The sequence below is a fragment of the Mesorhizobium sp. CNPSo 4670 genome (assembly GCF_057784235.1).
This window is the reverse complement of the sequence record NZ_JBWJFQ010000004.1, coordinates 232,721-255,697: the sequence shown is the minus strand read 5'-3', so window position 1 is coordinate 255,697 and position 22,977 is coordinate 232,721. Positions and strand designations below refer to the sequence as shown.

Below are 22,977 nucleotides of genomic sequence, written 5' to 3'. Positions count from 1 at the left end.
ATCGACAAAACTGCCTGCGATACTGATCCGATGGATGATCAAACGCAAGCTCTCGCGGCAGGCCCTGCCCCTGCCGGCCCTGTCCAGGGCGGGTTGGCGACAAGACTGCCGCCACATGTCTGGTTCGGCGTCAGCGCCGTGTTCCATTATCTCGGGCCGGCATTCGCCGTGCTGCTGTTTCCGCATGTCGGCGTGCTCGGCATGGCGTGGCTGCGCATCGCCACCGCCGCCCTGATCTTCGCGCCGCTGACCCGTCCATGGCGTACCTTCGCCCGCGCCGATCGCTCGACGCGGCAGCTGTTGCTGGCCTTCGGCGCGTGCCTGGCGATGATGAACTGTTCGTTCTACCTGGCGCTCGACCGCTTGCCGATCTCGCTGGTGGCGGCAATCGAATTCGTCGGCACCATCGGCATCGCACTGATCGGCCTCAGGAGCCCGCGCAATCTTGCCGCCCTTGCCATTGCCGTCACCGGCACATTGCTGCTCATCGACGTCAAGTGGTCGAGCGATCCGCTTGGCCTGTTCTGGGCCTTCCTCAACGGCGCGCTGTTCGTCGGCTACATCGTGCTCGGCCACCGCGTCGCCCGCGCGGGCGCAGGCGACGGCATAGCGGGCCTCGGCGCGGCCATGGCCATCGCCTTCATCGTCGTGCTGCCGATCGGCCTCACCGACGCGCTGCCGGCCTTCTTCTCGCCATTGCTGTTGCTCGCCGCCATCGGCGTCGGAATCTGCTCGTCGGTCATTCCCTACATCTGCGACCAGCTCGCCATGTCGCGGCTGCCGCGCGCGAGCTTCGCCCTGATGCTGTCGCTGCTGCCGGTCACCGCGACGCTGATAGGGGTCATCGTGCTGCGCCAGATTCCAAGCCTGACCGATTGCCTCGGCATTGCGCTGGTCGTCGCCGGCGTTGCCTTCCACAAGCCGGCGCGCTGAAACAATCGGTGCCGCGGATCGGCTACCCTAGCTTCTCCTTCAAGAAAGCGATCGTGCGCCCCCAGGCGAGGTCGGCCGCCTTCTTGTCGTAGCGCGCTGCCGAGGTGTCGTTGTTGAAGGCGTGGTTGGCGCCTTCATAGACATAGACCGTGTATTCGACATGCGCGGCATCAAGCTCCTTCTTGAAGGCGTCGATGCCGGCATTGGTGCGCTCGTCCAGGCCGGCATAGTGCAGCAGCAATGCAGCCTTGATCTTCGACACATCGGCGGCCTTCGGCTGCATGCCGTAGTAGGCGACGGAGGCGCTGAGATCGGGCGCGTTGACGGCCAACATGTTTGCCGTCCCACCGCCCCAACAGAAGCCGACGGCGCCGACCTTGCCGTTGCCGTCCTTTTCGGCCTTGAGGAAAGCGACCGTTGCCACCCCGTTGGCGACGGTCTGCGCGGAATCCAGTTTGGTGAACATGTCGCGCGCCTTGTCCTCGTCATCAGGCGTGCCGCCTAACGGCGACAGGAAGTCCGGCGCCAGCGCCACGAACCCTTCGAGCGCCACGCGCCGCGCCACATCGCGAATATGAGAGTTGAGCCCCCTGTTCTCGTGGATGACGATGACGGTGCCGAGCTTGCCAGACTGGTTCGCCGGCTTGACCAGATAGCCCTTCATCTCGCCGCTGCTGCCGGGATATGTGACGTCCTCGCCCTTCACGCGTGGATCGTTGTCGGCGACGATTGCCGCTTGCGCCGAATTTGCCGCCAAAAGCGGTGCGATCGCGGCCGCGGCGGCACCCGATCCGGCAAGCCGGGTCAGTTGCTCCATGAAGCGGCGGCGGTCGAGCGTCAGATGGGTGTATTCATCATAGGCGTCGATCATCGCCTGGGTGATGGCAGGTTTCGTCATGGGCGCGCTCCTTCGATCCGCTTTGGTACCGATCGCAAGATAGGAGCGAGGCTCCTGTCGTCCAGTCACGGCTCGGTGACACTCGTCCTCCCTCGCAATTGGCTGGAGGCTCCCAGCATCATCACGTTTTGGTCATCGGCCACAAATCTTGATGGCGCTGCCACAATAGTGGAGGACACTGACCGACGTCGGCCGCGCCTCGGCGCGGTCACGGTCCTGATCTGAAAGGCCCGATCTGGAAAGGAACGACGCCGATGACCATGCCCTCGCCAATCCTGGCAACCGCCTTCCTGTTTGCCGCGACCGCCATTCCAGCGTTGCGCGCGACGATCGTTGCCGCAAGTCGAAGGTCCATGGTCAAGGTTCGCATCCGCCCGCGCCATCCGGCAAACACGAAACCCAGGGTTGAGGTGAAGTCATGGACGTACAGGACATCGTGAACACTGTTTCGCAGAAGGCCGGTCTCGACCAGGCGACGACGGAAAAGGTCGTCGGCACCATATTCTCGGTGCTGGAGCACGAAGCGGAAGGCACCAGCGCCTCCTCGTTCTTCGCCAAGATCCCCGGCGCCGATGCCTTGGCGCAGAAGTATGACGTCATGGCCGCCGCTCCGGCCGGCGGTGGCGGCTTTCTGTCCTCGCTGCAGGGCGCGCTTGGCGGCGTTCTCGGTGAGAAAGCCGGCGCATTGGTCAACGGTATTGCGGCGCTCAAGGCATCGGGCCTCGACATGGCGCAGATCCAGAAGGCGGGCGCGACGCTGATACAGCAGGCCGAGGCCGCCGCCGGACCCGACCTGACCAACGAGGTGCTGGGCTCGGTGCCCAGCCTGAAGAGCCATCTCGGGATCAGCTGAGGCGTCGATCCGTGAAGACAATGCCGGCTTGAAGTAGTCTCCCCTACTTCGGCAGCGCGTAGGCCATCACATAGTCGCCCGGCTTTGTGCCGACCGAGCCATGGCCGCCGGCAACGATGACCACGAATTGGCGTCCGTCGGCGACGGTGTAGGTCATCGGCGTCGATTGCCCGCCGGCCGGCAGCCTGGCCTGCCAGAGCTGCTTGCCCGATGTCAGGTCATAGGCGCGCAGATAATCGTCGACCGCGGCGCCCAGGAAGGCAACGCCGCCGGCGGTGATCATCGGTCCGCCAATGCCCGGCACCCCGACCTTCAGTGGCAATGGCAGCGGCGTCATGTCGTAGACGGTGCCGTTGCGATGCTTGTAGGCGATGGTGCCAGTCCGCAGATCCACACCCGCGACATAGCCCCAGGGCGGCGCCTGACAGGGAATGCCGAGCGGCGACAGGAACGGCCCCATCACCACGGCATAGGGAGCGCCGTCATTGCGGTTCAGCCCCTGCTCGCTGCCCTTGGTGTCGCTGCCGGGCGGCGGCACGTCCGCGCGCGGGACGAGTCTCGACGTGAAGGCCAGATAGGTCGGCATGCCGAACAGCACCTGCCGCACCGGATCGACCGCGACGCCACCCCAGTTGAAGGTGCCGAAATTGCCGGGATAGATCAGTGACCCCTGCACCGAAGGCGGTGTGTAACGGCCTTCATAGCGCAATTTGTGCAACGCGATCCGGCAGGCCAGCTGGTCGAACATGGTGATGCCCCACATGTCGGCGTCGGTCAGCGGCTTGGGATTGAAGGAGAGGTCCGACGCTGGCTGCGTTGGCGCGCTGTGGTCACCCTCGATGGCGCCGCCGGGCGCCGGCACTTCCTTGACCGCAACCACCGGCTCGCCGGTACGGCGGTCAAGCACATAGAGGTCGCCCTGCTTGGTCGGCCCGACCAGCGCCGGCACCACCGTGCCGTCGGCCTTGGTGATGTCGATCAGGCTCGGCTGCGCCGGAACGTCCATGTCCCAGAGGTCGTGGTGCACGGTCTGCCGCACCCAGCGCAACTGCCCGGTGTTGAGGTCGAGCGCGGTGATCGAGGACGAGAACTTCTCGACATTGTCGCTGCGCCCGGCGCCGAGCTGGTCCGGCGTCTGGTTGCCGAGCGGCACGTAGAGCAGGCCGAGCTTCTCGTCGGCGCTGGGCGTTGACCACATGTTGGGCGAGTTGGCGGTATAGGTCTGGCCCGCCGCCAGCGGCGTCGTCTGGTCCGGATTGCCGGAATCCCAGTTCCACACGAGGGCGCCGGTGTTGACATCATAGGCGCGGATGACGCCGGACGGCTCCTGCGTCGAATAATTGTCGTTGACGGCGCCGCCGACGATGATCTTGCCGCCCGATACCAATGGCGCCGAGGTCGAATAGTAATAGCCCGACTTCGGATAGGGCATGTTGGTCAACAGGTTCAGCGTGCCGCCTTCGGCGAAGGCCGGACAGACCTGCCCGTTGGCAGCGTCGAGCGCGATCAGCCTCGCATCGGAGGTCGGCAGGTAGACGCGGGTCGCACAGGGCTGGCCGGCGGCGATTGCGGCATCCGCATAATAGGACACGCCGCGGCAGGTCTGATGCTGGCGATCCTTGTCGAGCTTGATCTTGGGATCGTAACGCCATTTCTCCTTGCCGCTCGCCGCATCGACCGCGATGGCGAAATTGTGCGGCGTGCAGATGTAGAGCGTGTCGCCGATCTTCAGCGGTGTCACCTGATACGTTGTCTCGCTGATATCGTCCGGCCCTTTCACGTCGCCGGTGCGATAGGTCCAGGCCGGCTGCAGCTTGGCGACATTGTCCGGCGTGATCTGGTCGAGCGGCGAATAGCGTTGGCCAAACTGCGTGCGGCCGTAATAGTGCCACTCACCGGCCGGCACATCGTTGCCGAGATTGGCATTGGGGATCACCTTGTCGGTGTCGAGCTCGCCGGCAATGTCCTTCGGATCCGCTGTCATTGAATAACCGGCGACCGCCAGCGACGCCAGCACGGCAAGGATCAGCGGCGCGCGTGCGTCAGGGCCGGTAATCCCCCGCCGCGCCCACGGCGTCAGCAGCCACAGTGCAATCAGCACGATGATGCCGCCGCGCGGGCCGAGTTCCCACCAGTCGAAGCCGGTTTCCCAGACTGCCCAGGCCAGCGTGCCGATCACGATCGCCGCGTAGAGCCACAGCGCGGTGGACCGGCGCCGGTAGAACAGCCAGGCGGCGATCAGGAAGGCGAGGCCGACGGTGATATAGTACCAGCTGCCGCCCAGCGAAGCCAAGCGGATGCCGCCGCCGCCAAGCACCAGACCGATCAGGAAAAGGATGAGGGAGGTGATGGTGACAGCCAAGATGATACTCCTTCGACTGTTGCGTTTTGCGACGCCCGAGGACAGCCCGATGCACCCGTTCCTGCCCTCCGAGCAGCTTTCTCCCGCCCGCCCCGCCTGTCAAGGCGACGCACACGCCAAGGTGGCAATCCATCTTGCCTGCGGTCGAGTTTTCCAGCAGTCTCCATCATCTCTCCGCAGGAGCAAGCAAATGACGTCATTCGTTCCGCCGCTGACGCGCCTGGTGCTTGCACTCTGTTGCCTTGTCTCTCTCACCGTGACTGCGCCTGCACAGACGCTGCATGAGATCAACAAGGCGAACGGCTTTCACGAGATGCTGATGGCTATCGGCCCGGGTTTCATCGCAGCCGTGAAATCGGCGCCGGAAACGCCGCCGCAAAAGGTCCAGGATGCCTTGGCGGCGGCCATGGAAGGCGCCTTTGACGCGAACAAGATGGAGGCAGCCATCGAATCGCGCATGACGGACAAACTGCCCGCCCAGGACCTGTCCGACCTGGCCTCGTTCTATGCGTCGCCCCTCGGCAAACATGTCACGGCACTGGAAATCCAGGCTTCAACTCCGGAAGAAAGGCAACGCAAGACGATCGAAGGTCCCAAGATCCTGGGCGAACTTCCATCCAGGGATCCGGCTCGGCTCGCACTGTACAAGAAGCTCGTGGACGATCTCAGCGCTGTCGACACCGGAGAGGCCGTGGCCTTGAACATGGGCTATGCAATGCTTTCCGAGATGCTGGGAGCGGCCGGCAAGCCCCTGCCCGACGACCAGATCATGGCCCTGCTGCGTCAGCGATCCGAAGGCCTTCGCCATGACATCGAAACGGACGTCATGGCATCGGCGGCCTACATGTACCGGGATTTGCCGCTTGACGATCTCAAGCTTTACGCGACCTTCCTGGCGTCACCCGCCGGTCGCCGCTATTACGACCAGATGCAGGTCGCCCTCGGCGCCGTGATGACGGACGAGGCGCGCTCATTCGGACATCGATTTTTCGTCGCCCTCGGTTATCGCAAGGCCTGAACAGCCCATATCAGGCACTTTAGCGGAACAAAACGTAGACACTTCTGGCCTTTCGCCGCCGAATCACTACATTCGGGGGAGATGTCCGGCTTTTCCGAAGACATGCCGTTTTTCGATGAACCCAATGCGCGGCCCGCGGCCCCGTCGGGCATTGCCGCGCGCGCCATGGCTGCCCGCAGCGGCCACAACAATGCGCCGGACTATCTGAAGGGGCTGAACCCCGAGCAGAGGCTGGCGGTGGAAACCACCGAAGGCCCGGTTCTGGTGCTGGCCGGCGCCGGCACCGGCAAGACGCGTGTGCTGACCACCCGCATCGCTCACATCCTCGCCACCGGCAAGGCCTTCCCCTCGCAGATCCTCGCCGCCACCTTCACCAACAAGGCCGCACGCGAGATGAAGCAGCGCATCGGCATCCTGATCGGCGAAGGCAATGTTGAAGGCATGCCGTGGCTCGGCACCTTCCACTCAATTGGAGTGAAGCTGCTTCGCAGACATGCCGAGCTCGCCGGTTTGCGCTCCGACTTCACCATCCTCGACACCGACGACGTCGTGCGGCTGATCAAGCAGTTGATCCAGGCCGAGGGACTGGACGACAAGCGCTGGCCGGCCAAGCAGTTCGCCCAGATGATCGACGGCTGGAAGAACAAGGGGCAAGGCCCGGCCGACATCGCCGAGGGCGACGCCCGCGCCTTCGCCAACGGCAAGGGCCGCGAGCTCTACAAGGCCTATCAGGCGCGGCTGCAGACGCTAAACGCCTGCGACTTCGGCGACCTTTTGTGCCATCCGATCCGCATCTTCCGTGCCAATCCGGATGTGCTGAAGGAATACCACAAGCGCTTCAAATACATCCTCGTCGACGAATATCAGGACACCAACACCGCGCAGTACATGTGGCTGCGCCTGCTGGCGCAGCGGCCCGATGCCGGACGCTCTTCAACATCGACGGATCTGCGACAGGCCGAAGGCCGCAAGCCCGACCGTGCGTCGGCCGGCCAGGCCGCCCCCGCGGAGGCCAGCGCGCAAAGCTCGCCTGCGGCCGTGAGCGACAACAAAGTCAACATCTGCTGCGTCGGCGACGACGACCAATCCATCTATGGCTGGCGGGGCGCCGAGATTGACAACATCCTGCGTTTCGACAAGGACTTTCCAGGCGCCACCATCATCCGGCTGGAGCGCAACTATCGCTCCACCGCGCACATCCTGGGGGCTGCCTCCCACCTCATCGCCCACAATGAGGGCCGCTTCGGCAAGACGCTGTTCACCGACCGCGACGAGCCCGAGGACGACAAGGTGCATGTCCACGCCGCTTGGGATTCCGAGGAGGAAGCCCGCGCCGTCGGCGAGACCATCGAGGCCTACCAACGCCAGAAGCACAACCTCAACGACATGGCCATTCTGGTTCGCGCCTCGTTCCAGATGCGCGAGTTCGAGGACCGCTTCGTCACGCTCGGCCTCAACTACCGGGTCATCGGCGGCCCACGCTTCTACGAGCGCATGGAAATCCGCGATGCGCTGGCCTTCTTCCGCGTCGTCGCGCAAGGCGCCGACGACCTCGCCTTCGAGCGCATCGTCAACGTGCCGAAGCGCGGGCTGGGCGAAACCACCATCCGCCAGATCCACGACACGGCGCGCGCGCTGCGCGTGCCGATGCTGGAAGCCGCCGCCAAGCTCGCCGAAAGCGACGAGTTGAAGCCTAAGCCGCGCGCCGCCTTGCGCGAGGTGGCTGCCAATTTCGAGCGCTGGCAGAAGGCGCTGGAGACCACGCCGCACACCGAACTCGCTGAGACCATTCTGGAAGAGAGCGGTTACACCGACATGTGGAAGAACGACCGCTCGGTCGAAGCGCCCGGCCGCCTGGAGAATTTGAAGGAGCTGATCCGCTCCATGGAGGAATACGAGTCGCTGCGCTCCTTCCTCGAGCACGTGGCGCTGGTCATGGACGCCGAGCAGAATGCCGAGCTCGACGCCGTCAACATCATGACGCTGCATTCGGCCAAGGGCCTCGAATTCGAGACCGTCTTCCTGCCCGGCTGGGAGGAAGGCCTGTTCCCGCACCAGCGCGCGCTCGACGAAGGCGGCCGCTCCGGGCTGGAGGAAGAACGGCGTCTGGCCTATGTCGGCCTGACCCGCGCCAAGAAGAACCTGCATTTGTGGTTCGTCTCCAACCGTCGCATCCATGGCCTGTGGCAGTCGACCATCCCGTCGCGCTTTCTCGAAGAGCTGCCGGAAGCCCATGTCGATGTCGCCGAGAGCGGCAATTCCTATGGTGGCTATGGCAATTCCTATGGCGGCGGTTCTTTCGCCTCCGGTCGCGGTGGCCGGCAGAATCCCTATGGCGCCTCGCGCTTCGACAATGTCGGCGTCAATACCGAAAAATCCGGCGCCTTCTCCAACAGCTACGCGACGCCGGGCTGGCAGCGCGCGCAAGCCAACCGCACTGAAGCGACCGACCGTAACTGGGGCTCGCGCTCCGGCCATCAGGTCGAGCGCATCGGCTATGGCGAGACCGACTCCGGCTACGGCGCCGGCCGCACCAGCGTCAAAGGCCGCACCATCGACGGTGAGCTGGTCGCCAAATCCGTCTCGGATACGCCATCCGCCTTCAGCGTCGGAGATCGCGTTTTCCACCAGAAGTTCGGCAACGGCAACATTTCGGCCATCGAAGGCAACAAGCTGACGATCGACTTCGACAAGGCCGGTCAGAAGCGCGTGCTGGACGGGTTTGTGGCTGCGGTTTGAGCGCCCGCTTGCCCCGTTGTCCTACAAGCGACCGCCCAGCTAAAAATCTCCACCCCTCACCGATACCGCGCCTGGTTCCATTTGTGGCCGAGCAGCGACAGGATGATGATCAGCCCGTTGAAGAACTGCACGTAGAAGCCGCTCAGGCCCGCCGCCACGACGCCGGTCTGGATGAAGGACACGGTGACAGCACCGATAGCGCCGCCGACGACGGTGCCGATGCCGCCCCAGGTCGGCGTGCCGCCGACGAACACCGATGCCAGCACCGGCAAGAGATAGCCGTCGCCGGCGGTCGGCCACCAGGTGAAGTTGATCATCACCGAGAAGGTGCCGGCGATCGCCGCGCCGATGCCGACGAAGACGAACACTTTCACCCGCACGCGCTTGACGTCGATGCCCATCTGCTGGGCGCTGTCGGGATTGTCGCCGACCACCCTCACCTGCGCGCCGAAGCGGTGGCGGTTGTAGAGCATCGCCGACAGCACGACGAAGGCGACAGCCCAGAAGATCTGCACCGGGATGCCATAAACCTGGCTGGAGAAAATCTTATAAGCCCAGCTGTTGGCAAGGTTGGTCAGCGCCATCGACTTGCCTTCGTTGATGATCTGGATCAGGCCGCGCAGCAGGAAATTCATGCCGAGCGTAGCAATCAGCGACGACAGCCCGCCATAGACCACCAGCGAGCCGACCAGGAAACCGAGCAGTACGCCGGTGACGAGCGCCGCGGCAATGCCGAGAAACGGATCGTAGCCGGCCTGTACGACCAGCGCGAAGACCCATGAAGCAAAACCCATCGTCGCCGGAAACGACAGGTCGATTTCGCCGCAGGTAACGACGAAGACCAGCGGCACCACCACGAACAGCGCGACCGGCAGCGTGGTCAGCACCGAGCTGTAGAGATACCAGGTCGTGAAGACGGTTGGGTTGGCGATCATGAACACCGCCATCATGACGATGAACACGCCGAGCGTGCCGAGCGAAGCACGATTGTCGAGGATGAACCCGCGCAGCCATTGATCGGATGGGTGTTTCCACTCTTTCTGTGGGCGGGGAATGGCGGTGGACGGCTCGTGCAGATCGGGTTCCATGGTCTTGCTCATCGCACTGCCCTCTCGGCGTCGCCGGTGTCGTGCAGCCCGGCCAACCCGCCGGGGTGTGCGACATCCTCCATGAAGTTGATCAGGTCCTCGGCCGACTTGACCTCGTTGCGGTCGGCGGTGAGCGCGACCTTGCCGCGGTCGAGCACCACGAAGCGGTCGGCGATGTCGAAGACATGATGGATGTTGTGGCCGATGAACAGGATCGAGCGGCCGCTTGCCCGGACTTGGCGCACGAAATGGAAGACCTTGGCGGTTTCGGTCAGCGACAGCGCCGTCGTCGGCTCGTCGAGGATGATCAGTTCCGCCTGCTTGTAGATGGCGCGCGCGATCGCCACGCCCTGACGCTCGCCGCCCGAGAGTTGGCCGACAATCGACTGCGGCGTGAACACTTTCGAGGTGAAGCCGATCTCGCGCATCAGCCGGCTGGCTTCCTCGATCTCCTTGTTGACCTTCAGCCAACCGAGGAAGCCGGTGAGTTCGCGGCCCATGAAGATGTTGCGCACGATCGTCTGCTGCACGGCCAGCGCCCGGTCTTGGAACACCGTCTCGATGCCGGCCTCGCGCGAACGCGCCGCACTCCATCCGGTCACCGCCTTGCCGCGGATCAGGATTTCGCCGCTGGTCGGCTTGACCACGCCGGACAGGATCTTGATCAGCGTCGACTTGCCGGCGCCATTGTCGCCGATCAGGCCAACCACTTCGCCACGATCGACGCTGAGATTGACCCCGCCCAGTGCATAGACCTGGCCATAGGACTTGCTGATATCGCGCAGTTCGATGATGCGTTCGGCCATCGGATCCTCGCCTTGGTTGTTGCTGCCGGCCCCTTTGCCGGCGGTCCTGCCGGCCGGGCTCAGCCCCGGCCGGCAGCTTGGGAGGTCAGCGCAGTGCCTGCTTGGCGAGTTCGGCGACGATCTCGTAATTTTCAACCGTGACGAAGCCGGCGCCGGTATCGACATTCATCGGCGCCAGACCGAGCACCACCTGCTGGCAGAGGCTGAGGATCGGCAGATAGCCCTGCAGGAACGGCTGCTGGTCGGCCGTCAGCTGTACCCAGCCGCCCTTGAAGGCCTCGACGATCTGCGGGCTGGTGTCGAAGCCGAAGTTGAAGATGTCGCCGGCCTTCCTCCCTGCGGCCTGCATATATGTTGGCACATTGCCGAGCATCTGCCCGCCGGGATAGCCGACCGCCTTGACGCCGGGATTGTTGAGCAACGCGGCAGTGATCAACGGGATCGCGAGATTCGGATCGGCTGCCCATTCGGTTTGAGAATTGATTTGAACGACATCGATGCCGGCCTCTTTCAGTGCGGCGACTGTCCCGCGCTCGCGCGCGCCCCGACTCTCATTCTCGAACGGGCCGATCATGATCGCCTTGTCGCCGGCCTTCAGCTTGGCCAGCTTGAACGCCTCGGCGCCGAGGGCGCGGCCCTGCTGCTCCTGCTGGGCGCCGACATAACCGCCGCCGAACGCCGCTGTCACCGTCGGCACCGGCACGTTCTGGTACATCGTCTTGATGCCGTCCTTGTGCGCCTGTTCAGCCAGCGGCATGATCGCCGCGTCGCCGGGGTGGCCCATCATGGCGATGCCGCCTGGCTTGACCGCGACCGCCTCGCGCAATTGCTGCACCATCTTTTCGACGTCCCAGCCGGAGAAAATGTAATCGACCTTCGGCCCGAGATCGGCTGCCGCCTGCTTGGCGCCATTATAGACGATCGTGCCGAAGGCGTCGCCCTCGGCGCCGCCGACGAAGAAGCGGATGTGGACGTCCTTGCACCATTGGGCGTCGAGCGCCTGCGCCGGCAAGGTGTAAATCGCAGCGGCGAGCGTCGTGGCGGCGGCCACGATGGTCGAGCGCAGAAGTGTCCTTCTCATCGTCATGCTCATGCACTTATCCTCCCTTTTTTCCCTGGCCAGGCCGAGGGGTTTCGACGATCGCTTCGGCTATGCGCCGCAATCTTGGCCAGCCGGCACCTCCCGCCGGCTCGCTATCACACCGGGTTAGGCAGGTAGCTGGCACCTCCCCGGCATTGCTTCAGATAGTCCAGGGCGCGTACCTGCCCGGTGATCTCCAGTTCGTTGCGATAGACCGGATCGTGCCAGCCCTCGATGTCGATGGCGCCCTTGTAGCCGGCCAGCCGCAATTCGCTGATCACCCGCGTCCAGTCGCTGTCGCCGAAGCCCGGCGTGCGCATCTGCACGAACGGCAGCCGGCCGAATACGCCGTGTTCGCGGATCACATCCCAGCGCACCGTCGCGTCCTTGCCGTGGACATGGAAGATGCGCGGCGCCCATTTGCGGATCTGCGGCAGGGGATCGATCAGGTAGACGAGCTGGTGGCAGGGCTCCCATTCGAGGCCGAGATTGTCGTCTGGCAATTCATTGAACATCAGCTCCCAGGCATCCGGATTGTGGGCGATGTTCCAGTCTCCACCAGCCCAGTTGCCGTCCATGGCGCAATTCTCGAAAGCGATGCGCACACCCTTGTCGGCGGCGCGCCTGGCCAGCGGACCCCAGACTTCTTTGAAGCGTGGCAGGCTGTCGGGCAACGGCTTGCCGCGGAGGCGGCCGGTGAAGCCGCTGACGATCGAGGTGCCGAACAGATGCGCGTTGTCGATCACCGTTTCCCAGGCCTGGAGCACGCCGCGATCGACATCGCCGCTCTCCAGCGGATTGCCGAACACACCGATCGAGGAGACCGTGACGTCGGCATCGCCGATCGCCTCTCGGATCTCACCGGCAAGCCGCGGCAGATCCTTGCCGCCCAGAGTCTGCCAGAAGAAGGGCTGGATGCACTCGAAGCCGTGCGGCAGGATCGCCTTGATATAGGCGGCCGGGTCATCGAGATTGGCCCGCACCATGGTGCCGATCCTGATGTCGAGAAGCGGGTTTGGCATCATTGTCCTTCCTGCGAAGAGATCGTCACCCGGCGCCCGGTTTCGGCGCTCTCGATGGCGCCGAAGACCATGGCCAGGCTCTTGATGTTGTCGGCGCCGCGCGTCTCCGGCTCGCTGCCGGTCTCGATCGCCCGCATGAAATCCTGGATGATGCCAAGATGGCCGCCGACGCGGTCGGCGGGATCGAGCGGCGGCACGGCAATCGGTTCGGTACGGTCGAACAGGCCTTCGCGGCCTGGCAGGACGACCTCGGCCTTCAGCTCGTCATTGCCGTCCCAGACCAGGCTGCCGCGCTCGGCGACGATGCGCCATGTGCTCTCCCAGCTGGTGCGGAAGCCGGCGGCGCACCAGGAGCCGGCATAGGTGAAGACCTTGCCGCCGCCGAGATCGAAGACGGCGCTGGCCGATGATCCCTGCCGGTACCAGGAACTCGCCGGCTCCCATTCCTGGCAGTAGACGCCGGCCGGCTCGCCATTCACCATGTAGCGGGCGGCGTCGAATGTGTGGATTGCCATGTCGAGCAGCAGGACGTGGGCCATCTCTTCGCGAAAACCGCCGAAATGCGGCGCGACGAAGAAGTCGGCATGGATGCTGGTCGCGGCGCCGATGGCGCCGGAAGAGAGAAAGCGCCTGATGCGCCTGACATTGGCGACGTAGCGGCGATTCTGGACGACGGCATGGATACGTCCGGCCTGGCGGGCGGCCTCGACGATGGCGCGCGCATTCTCCGGGCTGTCGGCGAGCGGTTTTTCCGTCAGGAGATGGCAATGATGGGCAAAGGCCGAGAACGCGACCTCACGCCGGGCGGCGGGAACCACCACGTCGAACACCGCGTCGGGCCTGGTCTGGTCGAGCACCGCGTCGAGGCTGGTGCCGATGACGGCGCTGGTGAGGTCGTATTCGCGCGCCCTCGCCTTCGCCCTGTCGGCGTCAAGGTCGACGAGGCCGACAACGGAAAGTCCGTCGATCTGCCTGACGGCATCGAGCCACTGCTTGCTCATCGCTCCGCAGCCGGCCAGGACGACATTTATCATCCAGCACTCCTCCTCCGCTCGGTCCCTCCAGACCGATCGTCACGGCATTCACGGCATGGCCGTAAACGTTTTCCGTAAACGTTTACGAGAACACACCCGATGGTGTAGAATGTCAATTGGTCGCTCGCAAAAAATTGTCTTGTCGCCTTGGCCTGAGCGCTTACCGGTGCTAGCCAAGCAAGGGGGAGAACAGTCACTTGGCGTCCAGCATTCATGACCTTGCCCGTCACCTGAACATTTCGATCGGCACCGTGTCGCGCGCCCTCAACGGCCGCGCCGACGTCAATGCCGACACGCGCCAGCGCGTGCTCGAGGCGGCCAGGACGCTGAACTATTCGCCGAACCAGTCCGGCCGCAGCCTTCGGCAGGGCGCCACCCATTCGATCGCCTTCATGCTGCAGCCGCATCCGGGCGACCAGCAATATGGCGAGCCGTTCTTCATTCCGTTCCTGATCGGGCTGCAGGCGAAGCTTGCCGAGAGCGGGCTCGACTTGATCGTGGTCATGGGCGCGCCTGGTGACTACCAGCAGGAACGCCTGCGCCGTGTCGTCGAGACGCGCCGCGCCGATGCCGTGGTGCTGGCCTGGACGCGGCGCGAGGACGAGCGCATCGACTATCTCACCCAGGCCGGCTTCCCGTTCGCCACCCTCGGCCGCAGCCGCTCCGGGTCGAAGTCCTACCCTTCGCTCGACCTCGATTTCGAAAAGGCCGGTGCCGATGCGGTCGACCGCCTGGTGGCGCGCGGCCACCGCCGCATTGCCGCCATCCGCCCGTCGCTCAATCTCAATTTCGCCTACCTGTTCCTCGACGGCTATCGCAAGGCCTTGCGGCGGCACGGCATCGAGGTCGATCCCGAGCTGATCGCGTCCGGTTTCATCAACGAGGCCGGCGGCTATGAGGTGACGCCGCAGGTCATGCGCTCCAAGGACCCGCCGACCGCCATCATCTTCAACAACGACGCGATGGCACTTGGAGGCTGCAAGGCGCTGGCCGAGATGGGTATCAGGCCGGGGCACGACATGGCGGTGACCGTCATCGTCGATACGCCGCTCTGCCGCTACTTTTCGCCGGCGCTGACCGCCTTCCGCCCGGCCCTGGAGCCGATGGGTCAGCGGCTCGCTGAAATGCTGCTGGCTTCGATCCCGGCCTTCGCCGGCCCACAAGGTCCGCGCATCATGCGCGAGGTCTGGCCATTGGAACTGGTGGCGCGCGACAGCGATTGATCTGGCCGAAGCAGAGCCAGATCGGTCACGATCTATCAGGCCTCAATCCACCTTCTTCTCACCTCTCTCGCCGGCCTTGACGATGTCGCCGGTGGTGAACAGGATTTCCTTCAGTTCCGCCCGCCAGTCCTTCTTCTGGCGCAGCAGGAATTCGAGATCCATGCCGAAATGCTTGAACTCCTCGCCCTGCGCGTTCTCCATGATGGCGCGGGCCTGCGCGTCCTTCTCCACCGATATGCGCTGTTCGTACCAGCCTATCGCTTCCGCCTCCTCGATCAGCGAGGTGATCATGCGGGCAAAGGTCCGCACCTTCTGCGACAGTTCTTCAGGCGGTTCGTGATACTGGTCGAATCCCATGTCGTCCTCCCTGAGGCCATCTCCATGAATGCCCGGGAACGACGCCGGTTCCGCATCATCGCTGCAATTCCGCCAGCGCCCTCTGCAGGGGCGCCGGCGAAATCTAGATCGGGCCGGAGAAAGGTATGTCCATGTCCAGGATGAGGTAGATCGCACCCGCGATCAGCACGGCCGAAACCACGAAGGTCGAAACCGTGATTGCGTTGCGGGGCGCCCTGAACCCGAAGCTGGCGAAGATCAGCACCAGCCACGCAACCAGCATGGCGATCAGCGGCGCAGGGATCGTACCCTCCGACTGCTCGATCAGAATCCATCGCAACTCCACCACTTTCTGCAGGCGCTGACCGGCATCCTGCAGAAGGGCGCTGTGCGCCGCGTCGGCCGGCTCCAGCGCCCTCAGCCGGGTGCCGATCTCCGTCAGCAGATGTTCGGACAGCCGGTTGGCGACGACCGGCGTTTCACCAGTCGGCGAAGCGTCGCCCGCCACCCTCTGCACATAGACGACCAGCAGCTGGCGCGCCGCGTCGGTCTCCGGGCCATACTCGCGCATGGTCCTGTCGAGCAGGATCAGCTCCGTCGCATAGTCGTGCACGTTGTGATCGATCGATTCGAACGTGTTCTTGGCCGAGTTGATCATCAGGCCGAGCACCAGCGACGTCATGACCCCAAACAGGTTGGCGGCGAGCCGAACCACATTGTTCGTATCGTCGTCGCGATGTCTGACCTGCAGCCGGGGCCAGATCGCCATGCTGACCAGCGGCGCCGCTGTCAGGCACAGGAAGATCATCACTGCGATCAAAGCTTCGCGCATGACGGCCATTTCTGCACGGGATGCGCCGATTGCCAATGACCCGTCACCGATCACCCCGCGAAAGCTGCGCCAGGCGTCTTGCGGACGGCTCCTGCCTCAGGACACCGGCGGTGCTCCGCCCTCTTGTGTGCGCCGGGCGATGAACGCGTCGAGCACACCGGCGGTGGCGACAGCCGAAGCCGGCGGCACGAAATCGGCAAGTGTGCGCCTCCAGACACCGGTGGCGCGCTCGCTCGCCGTCTTCGAGCCGCTTTGAGTCCAATTGCCGAAATTCGACCAGTCGGCGACCAGCGGTTCGTAGAACGCGGTGCGGTAGCGCGCCATGGTGTGGCCGGCCGAGAAGAAGTGACCGCCCGGCTGTACCTCGGCGATTGCCTCGAAGCCGATGGAATCGCTGTCGCCGGGCGTCGGGGCGCAGAGTTCAGCCACCGTCTGCAACGCCTCGATATCAGTGACCAGCTTCTCGAAGGAAACGCTCAAGCCGCCTTCCAGCCAGCCGGCGGCATGGATGCACATCGTCGCTCCGGCCAGCACCGAGCCCCACAGCGCGAACTGCGTCTCGTGCGCCGCCTGCGCATCCGAAATGTTGGCCGCGCTGCCGCCGCCGGACCGCCATGGCAGCCCGGTGAAGCGCGCCAGCTGGCCGGCGCCCAGCGTCGCCTTGACATGCTCCGGCGTGCCGAAGGCGGGCGCACCCGATTTCATGTCGACATTGGAGGAGAAGGAGCCGTAGACGACCGGTGCACCGGGCCGCACGATCTGCGCCAGCGTCAGTCCCGCCAGCGCTTCGGCATGCTGCAACGTTAGCGCACCGGCGACCGTGATCGGCGCCATCGCGCCCGCCAGGCAGAAGGGCGTGATGACCGAGATCTGCCCGGCCCTGGCGAAATCGATGATGCCTTGCGCCATCGGAATGTCGAGCTGGCGCGGCGAGTTGGTGTTGATGACGGTGTAGCAATGGGCGCTGGCGAGGAATTCGTCCTCCGAGAGCCCACGCGCCAACCTGATCATCTCGAAGCCGTCCTCGACCTGCGGCGTGCCGCGCGCGAAGACGAACGGAAGCTTGTCCGACAGCGTCAGCTGAGCGCGGTTGACCGCATAGTGGCGAAAGCGGTTGTCGACGTCCTGCGGCTCGATACAGGGTCCCAGCATATGCAGCACGTCGAAATGCTGCACCAGCCGTATCAGATCCTCGAAGTCGGCCAGCGTGCCCGGCCGCCGGCCGCGCTCGAGATCGGTGACGTTCGGCGCCCCGCATCCGGCCAGGAAGATCATCGAGCCGAGTTCGAGCGTCAGATCGCGGGCGCGAGCACCGCCATGAGCATGGATCGATTTCGGCGCCGAGGCCAGTGCCGCAGTCACCATGTCGCGGCCGATGCGCACCATGTCGGTGTCCGGATCGACCAGGGCGCCGGCACGCGCAAAGTACTCTCGCGCCTGTGGCAGCAGCACCTTGATGCCGAGTTCTTCCAGCACCCGCAACGCCGTGTCGTGGATGGCGGCGACCTGATCATCCGAAAAAATCGGCTGCGACAGGAACGGATTCTTCAGCGAACGGTAATCGGGTCGGCGGCTGGTTTCCGAGCCGGCCTCGCCTGTCCGCCCACGCCGGCGCTCGCGCCTGCTGTCACGTGCCGCGTCATCCATCAGAAATCCTCCTCATAGCCGCATCGCCTTGCCGTCGGGGTCGTAGGGCGAGCCCGCGATGACGCGCGCCGGCCGCTCCGCGCCGACGACATGCACCGAAAGCGCGGTGCCCTCGCCCGTGAAATCACGGTCGACCAGTGCCAGCGCCAGGCTTTTGCCGACCGTATAGCCATAGCCGCCCGAAGTGACGAAGCCGACGCGCCGGCCTCGATGCCAGACCGGCTCGAAGCCGCTGGCGTCGGCGTCGACGGCATCGACCTCCAGCGTCACCAGGCATTGGCCGCTGCCAGCCTCCCGCTGCTTCAACGCCGCTTCGCGGCCGGTGAAGTCGCCTTTCCCAAACGCGATGAACCGATCGAGACCGGCCTGATCGGGTGTGTAGCCCTGCGTGAATTCACGTGACCAGATACCAAAACTCTTCTCCAGCCGCAGGGCATTGAGCGCGTAGTAGCCGATCTCGGCCAGGCCGAGATCCTCGCCGGCGGCAAGCAGCGTCTCGCGCAAGCCGGCATGCATGGTGACCGGACAACTGATCTCGAAGCCGAGCTCGCCGGCGATCGAAAGGCGGGCAACCCGCGCGGGCACCATGCCGATGTCGAATGCGCCGCAGGCCATGAACGGCAGTGCCGCGCCCGACACGTCCTGATGCGTCGTGCGCGCCAGGATCTTGCGTGCATTCGGCCCGGTCAGCAGGAAGCCGCTCACCGTGTCGGAAAGGTCTGTGACAGTAATCCCTTCCGCCGCATGGCTCTCGAACCAGCGCATGTGGAATTCCCTGAGATAGTAGGAGCCCATCAGCCAATAGTCGCCCCCACCCCAGTTGATGACCGTGAGGTCGCCCTTCAGTCGTCCGTCATGGCCAAGCATCGGCGCCAGCCGCGCCTGTCCTGGTTTCGGCAGCCTGCAGGCCAGCAGCCGGTCAAGCCATGCTTCCGCGCCGGGCCCGGAAACCGCATAGCGCGCGTAGGCCGAGATATCGACGAGACCGGCGGCACGCCGAACCTGCAGCGCCTCGTCGCCGACGATGTCGAAGGCGTTCGAACGCCGCAGCGTCGTGTTCTCGCGAAACCCCATCGGCGCGAAATAGGCCGGGATTTCCAGCCCCCAGGACGCCGTCCATTCGCATCCCGCCGCCGTCATACCGTCATAGGCGCCGGGGCGTTTCAGTGGCCGGCCGGCGGGTAGCCGCTCATTGGGAAAGGTCATGACGAAGCGGTGCGAATAGAACTGGCGCGTCGTCTGCCTGAGATATTCGCGGTTGGCGGCGAAGGCGCCGTAGCGAGCAATATCCATGCCGAAGATGTCGGCCTGCGGCTCACCATAAATCATCCACTCGGCCAACGACTTGCCGACGCCGCCGCCCTGGCTGAAGCCGGCCATGACGCCACAGGCAAGCCAGTAATTCTTCCGCCCGCGCACCGGCCCGACGATCGGATTGCCGTCGGGGGTGAAAGTGAAGGCGCCGTTGACCCACTTGCGGATGCCGGCCGTCCTCAGGCACGGAAAGCGCTCATAGGCCTTGGACAGTTCCGGGCTGATGCGGTCGATGTCTTCCGGGATCAGTTCGATGCCGTAATCCCATGGCGCGCCATCCATGTTCCAGTGCTTCGGGTTCTGCTCGTAGACGCCGAGCAGCACGCCGTTGCGCTCTTGCCTGAGGTAGGAAAAGCCGTCGAGATCGACCGCAAGCCCGAGTTCCTTGTCGAGGGCGGCAACCTCCGGAATGTCCTCGGTGATGAAATAGTGATGCTCCATCGGCGTCACCGGCAAGTCGACGCCAGCCATGCGGCCGAGCTGCTTTGCCCACAGCCCGCCGGCGTTTACGACATGCTCGGCCACGATCGTGCCTTGCTCGGTGACGACATCCCAGTGCCCGTCGGCACGCGCCTTCAACGCGACCACGCGGTTGCGCAGGATCACGTCGGCCCCACGCTTCTTCGCGGCGCCGGCATAGGCATGCGTCGCTCCATAAGGGTCGAGATGGCCTTCGTTGGAATCGTAGAGGCCGCCGAGTACGTCGCTGACATCGACGATCGGGCAGATCTCCTTGATCTCTTCCGGTGTCACCAGGCGAGCCGTTTCGATGCCGACCGACTGGAACACGGCCCAGGCCGATTTCAGCCATTCCCAGCGCTGGGGATCGCTGGCCATGTTGACGCCGCCCGTCTTGTGCAGGCCCGCGTTCTGGCCGGATTCGGCCTCGATCTCGCGATAGAGCTTGATGGTGTAGTCCTGCAGCGCCGCGACGTTGGGATCGGCATTGAGCGCGTGGAACCCGGCCGCCGCGTGCCAGGTCGAACCGGCCGTCAGTTCGGCCCGCTCGATCAGCGCCACATCGCTCCAGCCGAAACGCGTCAGATGATAGAGCACCGAGGCTCCGACCACGCCACCCCCGATAACGACTGCGCGGTAGTGCGACTTCAAGGGCTTCCCTCCCCGGTTCGTCCGAAGGCTGCACCATATACGCACTGGACATAAGTGTCTAGTGCGATGCGGGGCACACCTCGCTTTGTCGACCGGAGCCTGAGGGGGTGATCAATTCTTTCGTGCGGCCACACGTTTTTGTCGGCTTGCAAAGATGCCGACGGGCGGGCATTGCGCGCTGTCACGCAAGCATCATGTTCGCGCCGTAGACCGCTTTTCGGGGAGGCGCACGCGGCATCATCGATGCCGCACCTCTTTCAGCTTTTACGCCATCGGCCGCTCCGGCACGCTTTGTTACAAAGAGGATCATCCATGAAACACCTGCACCGAACCGTGTCGCTCGGCGTCGCGCTGGCAATGTTCAGCGCCTTGACGCCGGCGCTGGCCGACAGCACCGCGACCGTCGGCGGCACCAGCTTCGTCAACAAGGGACTGGTCGGCGTCGGCCGCATCCCGGCCAGCCAGAAGGACAAGTTCGGCGAGACGTTCGGCTCGGGTTCCGGCATGGCGATCGACACCGCCGGCTGGACGCACGGCGCCGACGGCTACAAGGGTTCGCTCTGGCTGCTGCCGGACCGCGGCTACAATGTCGTCGGCACCACCGACTACCGGCCGCGCCTCAACACGATCGGCATCGAGTTCGCGCCGACCGCGCCTGGTGCGGCGCCCGCTGCCGGCCAGGAGCAGTCCGGCGTCAAGGCGACGCTCGCCGACACCATGCTCTTGACCGACGACAAGGGCGCCGATGCTACCGGCCTCGACCCGCTGAACGGCGTGCGCGCAGCAAGCGGCGACATGCCGATCCTGCCCGAGGCCAACGGCAAGCTGGCGCTCGACAACGAGGGGATCGTGCGGCTACCCGACGGCTCGATGTTCATCTCCGACGAATACGGCCCGAACATCTATCGGTTTTCCGCCGAAGGCCATCTGCTGTCGGCGACCCAGCCGCCGGCGGCCCTCGTGCCGATGCGCCATGGCGCGCCGAACTTCGCCTCGGACAATCCTGGTCCGAGTGCTGCCGAGCCCGATCCGAAGGATCCAGATACCGGCCGCCAGAACAACCAGGGCCTCGAAGGCATGGCGATGACGCCGGACGGCAAGTTCCTGATCGCCGTGCTGCAGTCGGCGCCCCGGCAGGATGGCGGCGATTCCGGCGCGACGCGCCAGAACACGCGCGCGCTGGTCTATGACGCTTCCGACCTCGCCCATCTCAAGCTGGCGCACGAATATGTCGTGCCGCTGCTGGTGTTCAAGGATGCCAAGGGCAAAACCAAGGTGGCGGCGCAGAGCGAGATCGTGGCCCTGTCCGACCAGACCTTCCTGATGCTGACCCGCGACAGCGGCAACGGCCAGGGGTTGAAGGGCGACACCTCGCTGCTCCGCCAGATCAACATCGTTGACCTCTCCGCCGCGACCGACATCGCCGGTGGCGCCTTCGACGCCGCCGACAAGCCGGTGGCGCCCAAGGGCGTGCTCGACCCATCCGTGACGCCGGCCAAGCTGACGCCCTTCATCGACCTCAACGACAAGGGCGAACTCGGTCGCTTCGGCCTGCACAATGGCGCGCCGAACGACAAGAACAACCTCTCGGAAAAGTGGGAGGCGATGTCGGTGGTCAGCGTGCTCGATCCGAAGCTGCCTGACGACTATTTCCTGTTCGTGGCCAACGACAACGACTTCCTCACCCAGGACGGCTTCCAGGTCGGCGCACCCTACAAGGCGGAAGACGGCGCCGATGTCGACACCATGTTCACGGTCTATCAGGTCACGCTTCCCGGCCTCGCCAAGAAGTAACGACACCACCCAGGCGGACGCGCCGAGCGCGTCCGCCTACAGATCGTGAAGGCACACTTACTGCAACATCTCCGCGTCCTTTGGCACGCCCGCGTCGATCGGCTCGGCCGTCCTGTTCGACACGGCGGTGATCTTCGCGGCGGCCGACAGGTTCGCGCGCACGAAGACCGGCGCGACGCCGTTGACGCGGCCGTAGAGGTCGATGATGTCCTGGTTCATGAAGCGCACACAGCCGGACGAAGCGTTCTTCCCGATCGAGTCCCACTCCGGCGTTCCGTGCAGCCGGTACATCGTGTCCTTGCCGTCGCGGAAGAGATACAGCGCGCGGGCGCCAAGCGGGCTCTGCGGGCCGGGCGGCATGCCGTCCTTGTATTTCGCCAGTTCCGGCCGGCGCTGGATCATTTCCGGCGGCGGCGTCCAGACCGGCCATTTCTTCTTGGCCTGGACCACGGCGCTGCCGGTCCATCCGAAACCGGCCTTGCCGAGGCTGACGCCATAGCGGATAGCCTTGCCGCCGTCGCGCACCAGATAGAGGAAGTGCTCGGAGACATCGACGACGATCGTGCCGGGTTTTTCTCCGGTCGGGTCGGACACGATCTGACGCACGAACTTCGGATCCATCTTGGCCACCGGGATTGCCGGCAACTGAAAGCCCTCGTCGACGCGCGCAGCATACATGCTTGCGACATCGCCGAAGGCCGGATCGCTTGGCGGTGCTGCCACTGGCGGCGTCACCACCTCCGTCGTGGTGCACGCCGAAAGAGCCACGGAGGCCGCGCCCAAAGCGGAGGCACCGAGAAACGCGCGCCTGTTCAGGCGCTCAAAAAACAGTGGAATATCGGACATGAACCCCCGGCTTACGAGTTTGATCTAGTAAGGAACGCGCC

19 protein-coding genes are annotated in these 22,977 nt (G+C 64.7%); 6 read left to right on the top strand and 13 right to left on the bottom strand.

Annotated features, from left to right (window positions below):
* Positions 1 to 30: 30 nt before the first annotated feature.
* Complete coding sequence (locus tag AC0ZT5_RS09845; protein WP_488496292.1) at positions 31 to 933, top strand: EamA family transporter; 903 nt, start codon at positions 31 to 33, stop codon at positions 931 to 933.
* A gap of 22 nt (positions 934 to 955) precedes the next feature.
* On the opposite strand, the gene AC0ZT5_RS09840 is transcribed toward AC0ZT5_RS09845, so the two are convergent.
* Together AC0ZT5_RS09840 and AC0ZT5_RS09835 are read right to left on the bottom strand one after the other, a co-directional pair.
* Entirely contained in the window at positions 956 to 1,831 is an 876-nt protein-coding gene (locus AC0ZT5_RS09840; RefSeq protein ID WP_488496291.1) for a dienelactone hydrolase family protein, read from the bottom strand.
* 208 nt (positions 1,832 to 2,039) lie between these two features.
* Positions 2,040 to 2,186, bottom strand: coding sequence for a hypothetical protein (locus AC0ZT5_RS09835; RefSeq protein ID WP_488496290.1), 147 nt, complete (start codon positions 2,184 to 2,186; stop codon positions 2,040 to 2,042).
* 63 nt (positions 2,187 to 2,249) lie between these two features.
* On the opposite strand from AC0ZT5_RS09835, the gene AC0ZT5_RS09830 reads away from it, so the two are divergent.
* Positions 2,250 to 2,684, top strand: coding sequence for a hypothetical protein (locus AC0ZT5_RS09830; RefSeq protein ID WP_488496289.1), 435 nt, complete (start codon positions 2,250 to 2,252; stop codon positions 2,682 to 2,684).
* Between the two features lie 43 nt (positions 2,685 to 2,727).
* Here the strand turns inward: AC0ZT5_RS09830 and AC0ZT5_RS09825 are convergent, their stop codons facing one another.
* On the bottom strand, positions 2,728 to 5,046 hold the full coding sequence (locus tag AC0ZT5_RS09825; protein ID WP_488496288.1) for a glucose/quinate/shikimate family membrane-bound PQQ-dependent dehydrogenase: 2,319 nt from the start codon (positions 5,044 to 5,046) through the stop codon (positions 2,728 to 2,730).
* Between AC0ZT5_RS09825 and AC0ZT5_RS09820 the strand changes: the two genes are divergently transcribed.
* Together AC0ZT5_RS09820 and AC0ZT5_RS09815 are read left to right on the top strand one after the other, a co-directional pair.
* Positions 5,033 to 6,064 (top strand): DUF2059 domain-containing protein, encoded by a 1,032-nt coding sequence (locus AC0ZT5_RS09820; protein WP_488496287.1) that lies wholly within the window; start codon positions 5,033 to 5,035, stop codon positions 6,062 to 6,064. The two genes, AC0ZT5_RS09825 and AC0ZT5_RS09820, sit on opposite strands and share 14 nt — an antisense overlap.
* 81 nt (positions 6,065 to 6,145) lie before the next feature.
* Positions 6,146 to 8,803, top strand: coding sequence for an ATP-dependent helicase (locus AC0ZT5_RS09815; RefSeq protein WP_488496286.1), 2,658 nt, complete (start codon positions 6,146 to 6,148; stop codon positions 8,801 to 8,803).
* A gap of 56 nt (positions 8,804 to 8,859) precedes the next feature.
* Here AC0ZT5_RS09815 and AC0ZT5_RS09810 read toward each other — a convergent pair whose 3' ends face one another.
* From AC0ZT5_RS09810 to AC0ZT5_RS09790, 5 genes are all read right to left on the bottom strand, one after another.
* Positions 8,860 to 9,903, bottom strand: coding sequence for an ABC transporter permease (locus tag AC0ZT5_RS09810; RefSeq protein WP_477286928.1), 1,044 nt, complete (start codon positions 9,901 to 9,903; stop codon positions 8,860 to 8,862).
* Entirely contained in the window at positions 9,900 to 10,697 is a 798-nt protein-coding gene (locus tag AC0ZT5_RS09805) for an ATP-binding cassette domain-containing protein (protein WP_488496285.1), read from the bottom strand. The genes AC0ZT5_RS09810 and AC0ZT5_RS09805 overlap by 4 nt, the downstream gene beginning before the upstream one ends.
* Positions 10,698 to 10,782: 85 nt before the next feature.
* A complete protein-coding gene (locus AC0ZT5_RS09800; protein ID WP_488496284.1) occupies positions 10,783 to 11,790 on the bottom strand; it encodes a substrate-binding domain-containing protein in 1,008 nt (335 codons plus the stop codon).
* A gap of 104 nt (positions 11,791 to 11,894) precedes the next feature.
* Positions 11,895 to 12,803: a sugar phosphate isomerase/epimerase family protein gene (locus tag AC0ZT5_RS09795; protein ID WP_488496283.1), complete on the bottom strand. Its 909-nt coding sequence runs from the start codon at positions 12,801 to 12,803 to the stop codon at positions 11,895 to 11,897.
* The gene (locus tag AC0ZT5_RS09790) at positions 12,800 to 13,834 is read right to left on the bottom strand and encodes a Gfo/Idh/MocA family protein (RefSeq protein WP_488496282.1); all 1,035 of its coding nucleotides are present in this window, start codon (positions 13,832 to 13,834) and stop codon (positions 12,800 to 12,802) included. Before AC0ZT5_RS09790 ends, AC0ZT5_RS09795 begins: the two co-directional genes overlap by 4 nt.
* A 197-nt stretch (positions 13,835 to 14,031) precedes the next feature.
* On the opposite strand from AC0ZT5_RS09790, the gene AC0ZT5_RS09785 reads away from it, so the two are divergent.
* Positions 14,032 to 15,057, top strand: coding sequence for a LacI family DNA-binding transcriptional regulator (locus AC0ZT5_RS09785; protein WP_488496281.1), 1,026 nt, complete (start codon positions 14,032 to 14,034; stop codon positions 15,055 to 15,057).
* A 42-nt stretch (positions 15,058 to 15,099) separates the two neighbouring features.
* On the opposite strand, the gene AC0ZT5_RS09780 is transcribed toward AC0ZT5_RS09785, so the two are convergent.
* The 4 genes from AC0ZT5_RS09780 to AC0ZT5_RS09765 all read right to left on the bottom strand — a co-directional run bounded on the left by AC0ZT5_RS09780 (position 15,100) and on the right by AC0ZT5_RS09765 (position 20,296).
* On the bottom strand, positions 15,100 to 15,414 hold the full coding sequence (locus AC0ZT5_RS09780; protein ID WP_477286916.1) for a ferritin family protein: 315 nt from the start codon (positions 15,412 to 15,414) through the stop codon (positions 15,100 to 15,102).
* 103 nt (positions 15,415 to 15,517) lie between these two features.
* Entirely contained in the window at positions 15,518 to 16,225 is a 708-nt protein-coding gene (locus tag AC0ZT5_RS09775; protein ID WP_488496280.1) for a bestrophin-like domain, read from the bottom strand.
* 96 nt (positions 16,226 to 16,321) lie between these two features.
* A complete protein-coding gene (locus AC0ZT5_RS09770) occupies positions 16,322 to 17,875 on the bottom strand; it encodes a trimethylamine methyltransferase family protein (protein ID WP_488496445.1) in 1,554 nt (517 codons plus the stop codon).
* Positions 17,876 to 17,884: 9 nt separating this feature from the next.
* A complete protein-coding gene (locus AC0ZT5_RS09765; RefSeq protein WP_488496279.1) occupies positions 17,885 to 20,296 on the bottom strand; it encodes a GcvT family protein in 2,412 nt (803 codons plus the stop codon).
* Positions 20,297 to 20,608: 312 nt separating this feature from the next.
* Between AC0ZT5_RS09765 and AC0ZT5_RS09760 the strand changes: the two genes are divergently transcribed.
* Positions 20,609 to 22,090, top strand: coding sequence for an esterase-like activity of phytase family protein (locus tag AC0ZT5_RS09760; RefSeq protein WP_488496278.1), 1,482 nt, complete (start codon positions 20,609 to 20,611; stop codon positions 22,088 to 22,090).
* A gap of 57 nt (positions 22,091 to 22,147) precedes the next feature.
* Here AC0ZT5_RS09760 and AC0ZT5_RS09755 read toward each other — a convergent pair whose 3' ends face one another.
* Complete coding sequence (locus tag AC0ZT5_RS09755) at positions 22,148 to 22,936, bottom strand: L,D-transpeptidase (protein WP_488496277.1); 789 nt, start codon at positions 22,934 to 22,936, stop codon at positions 22,148 to 22,150.
* Positions 22,937 to 22,977: the final 41 nt, after the last annotated feature.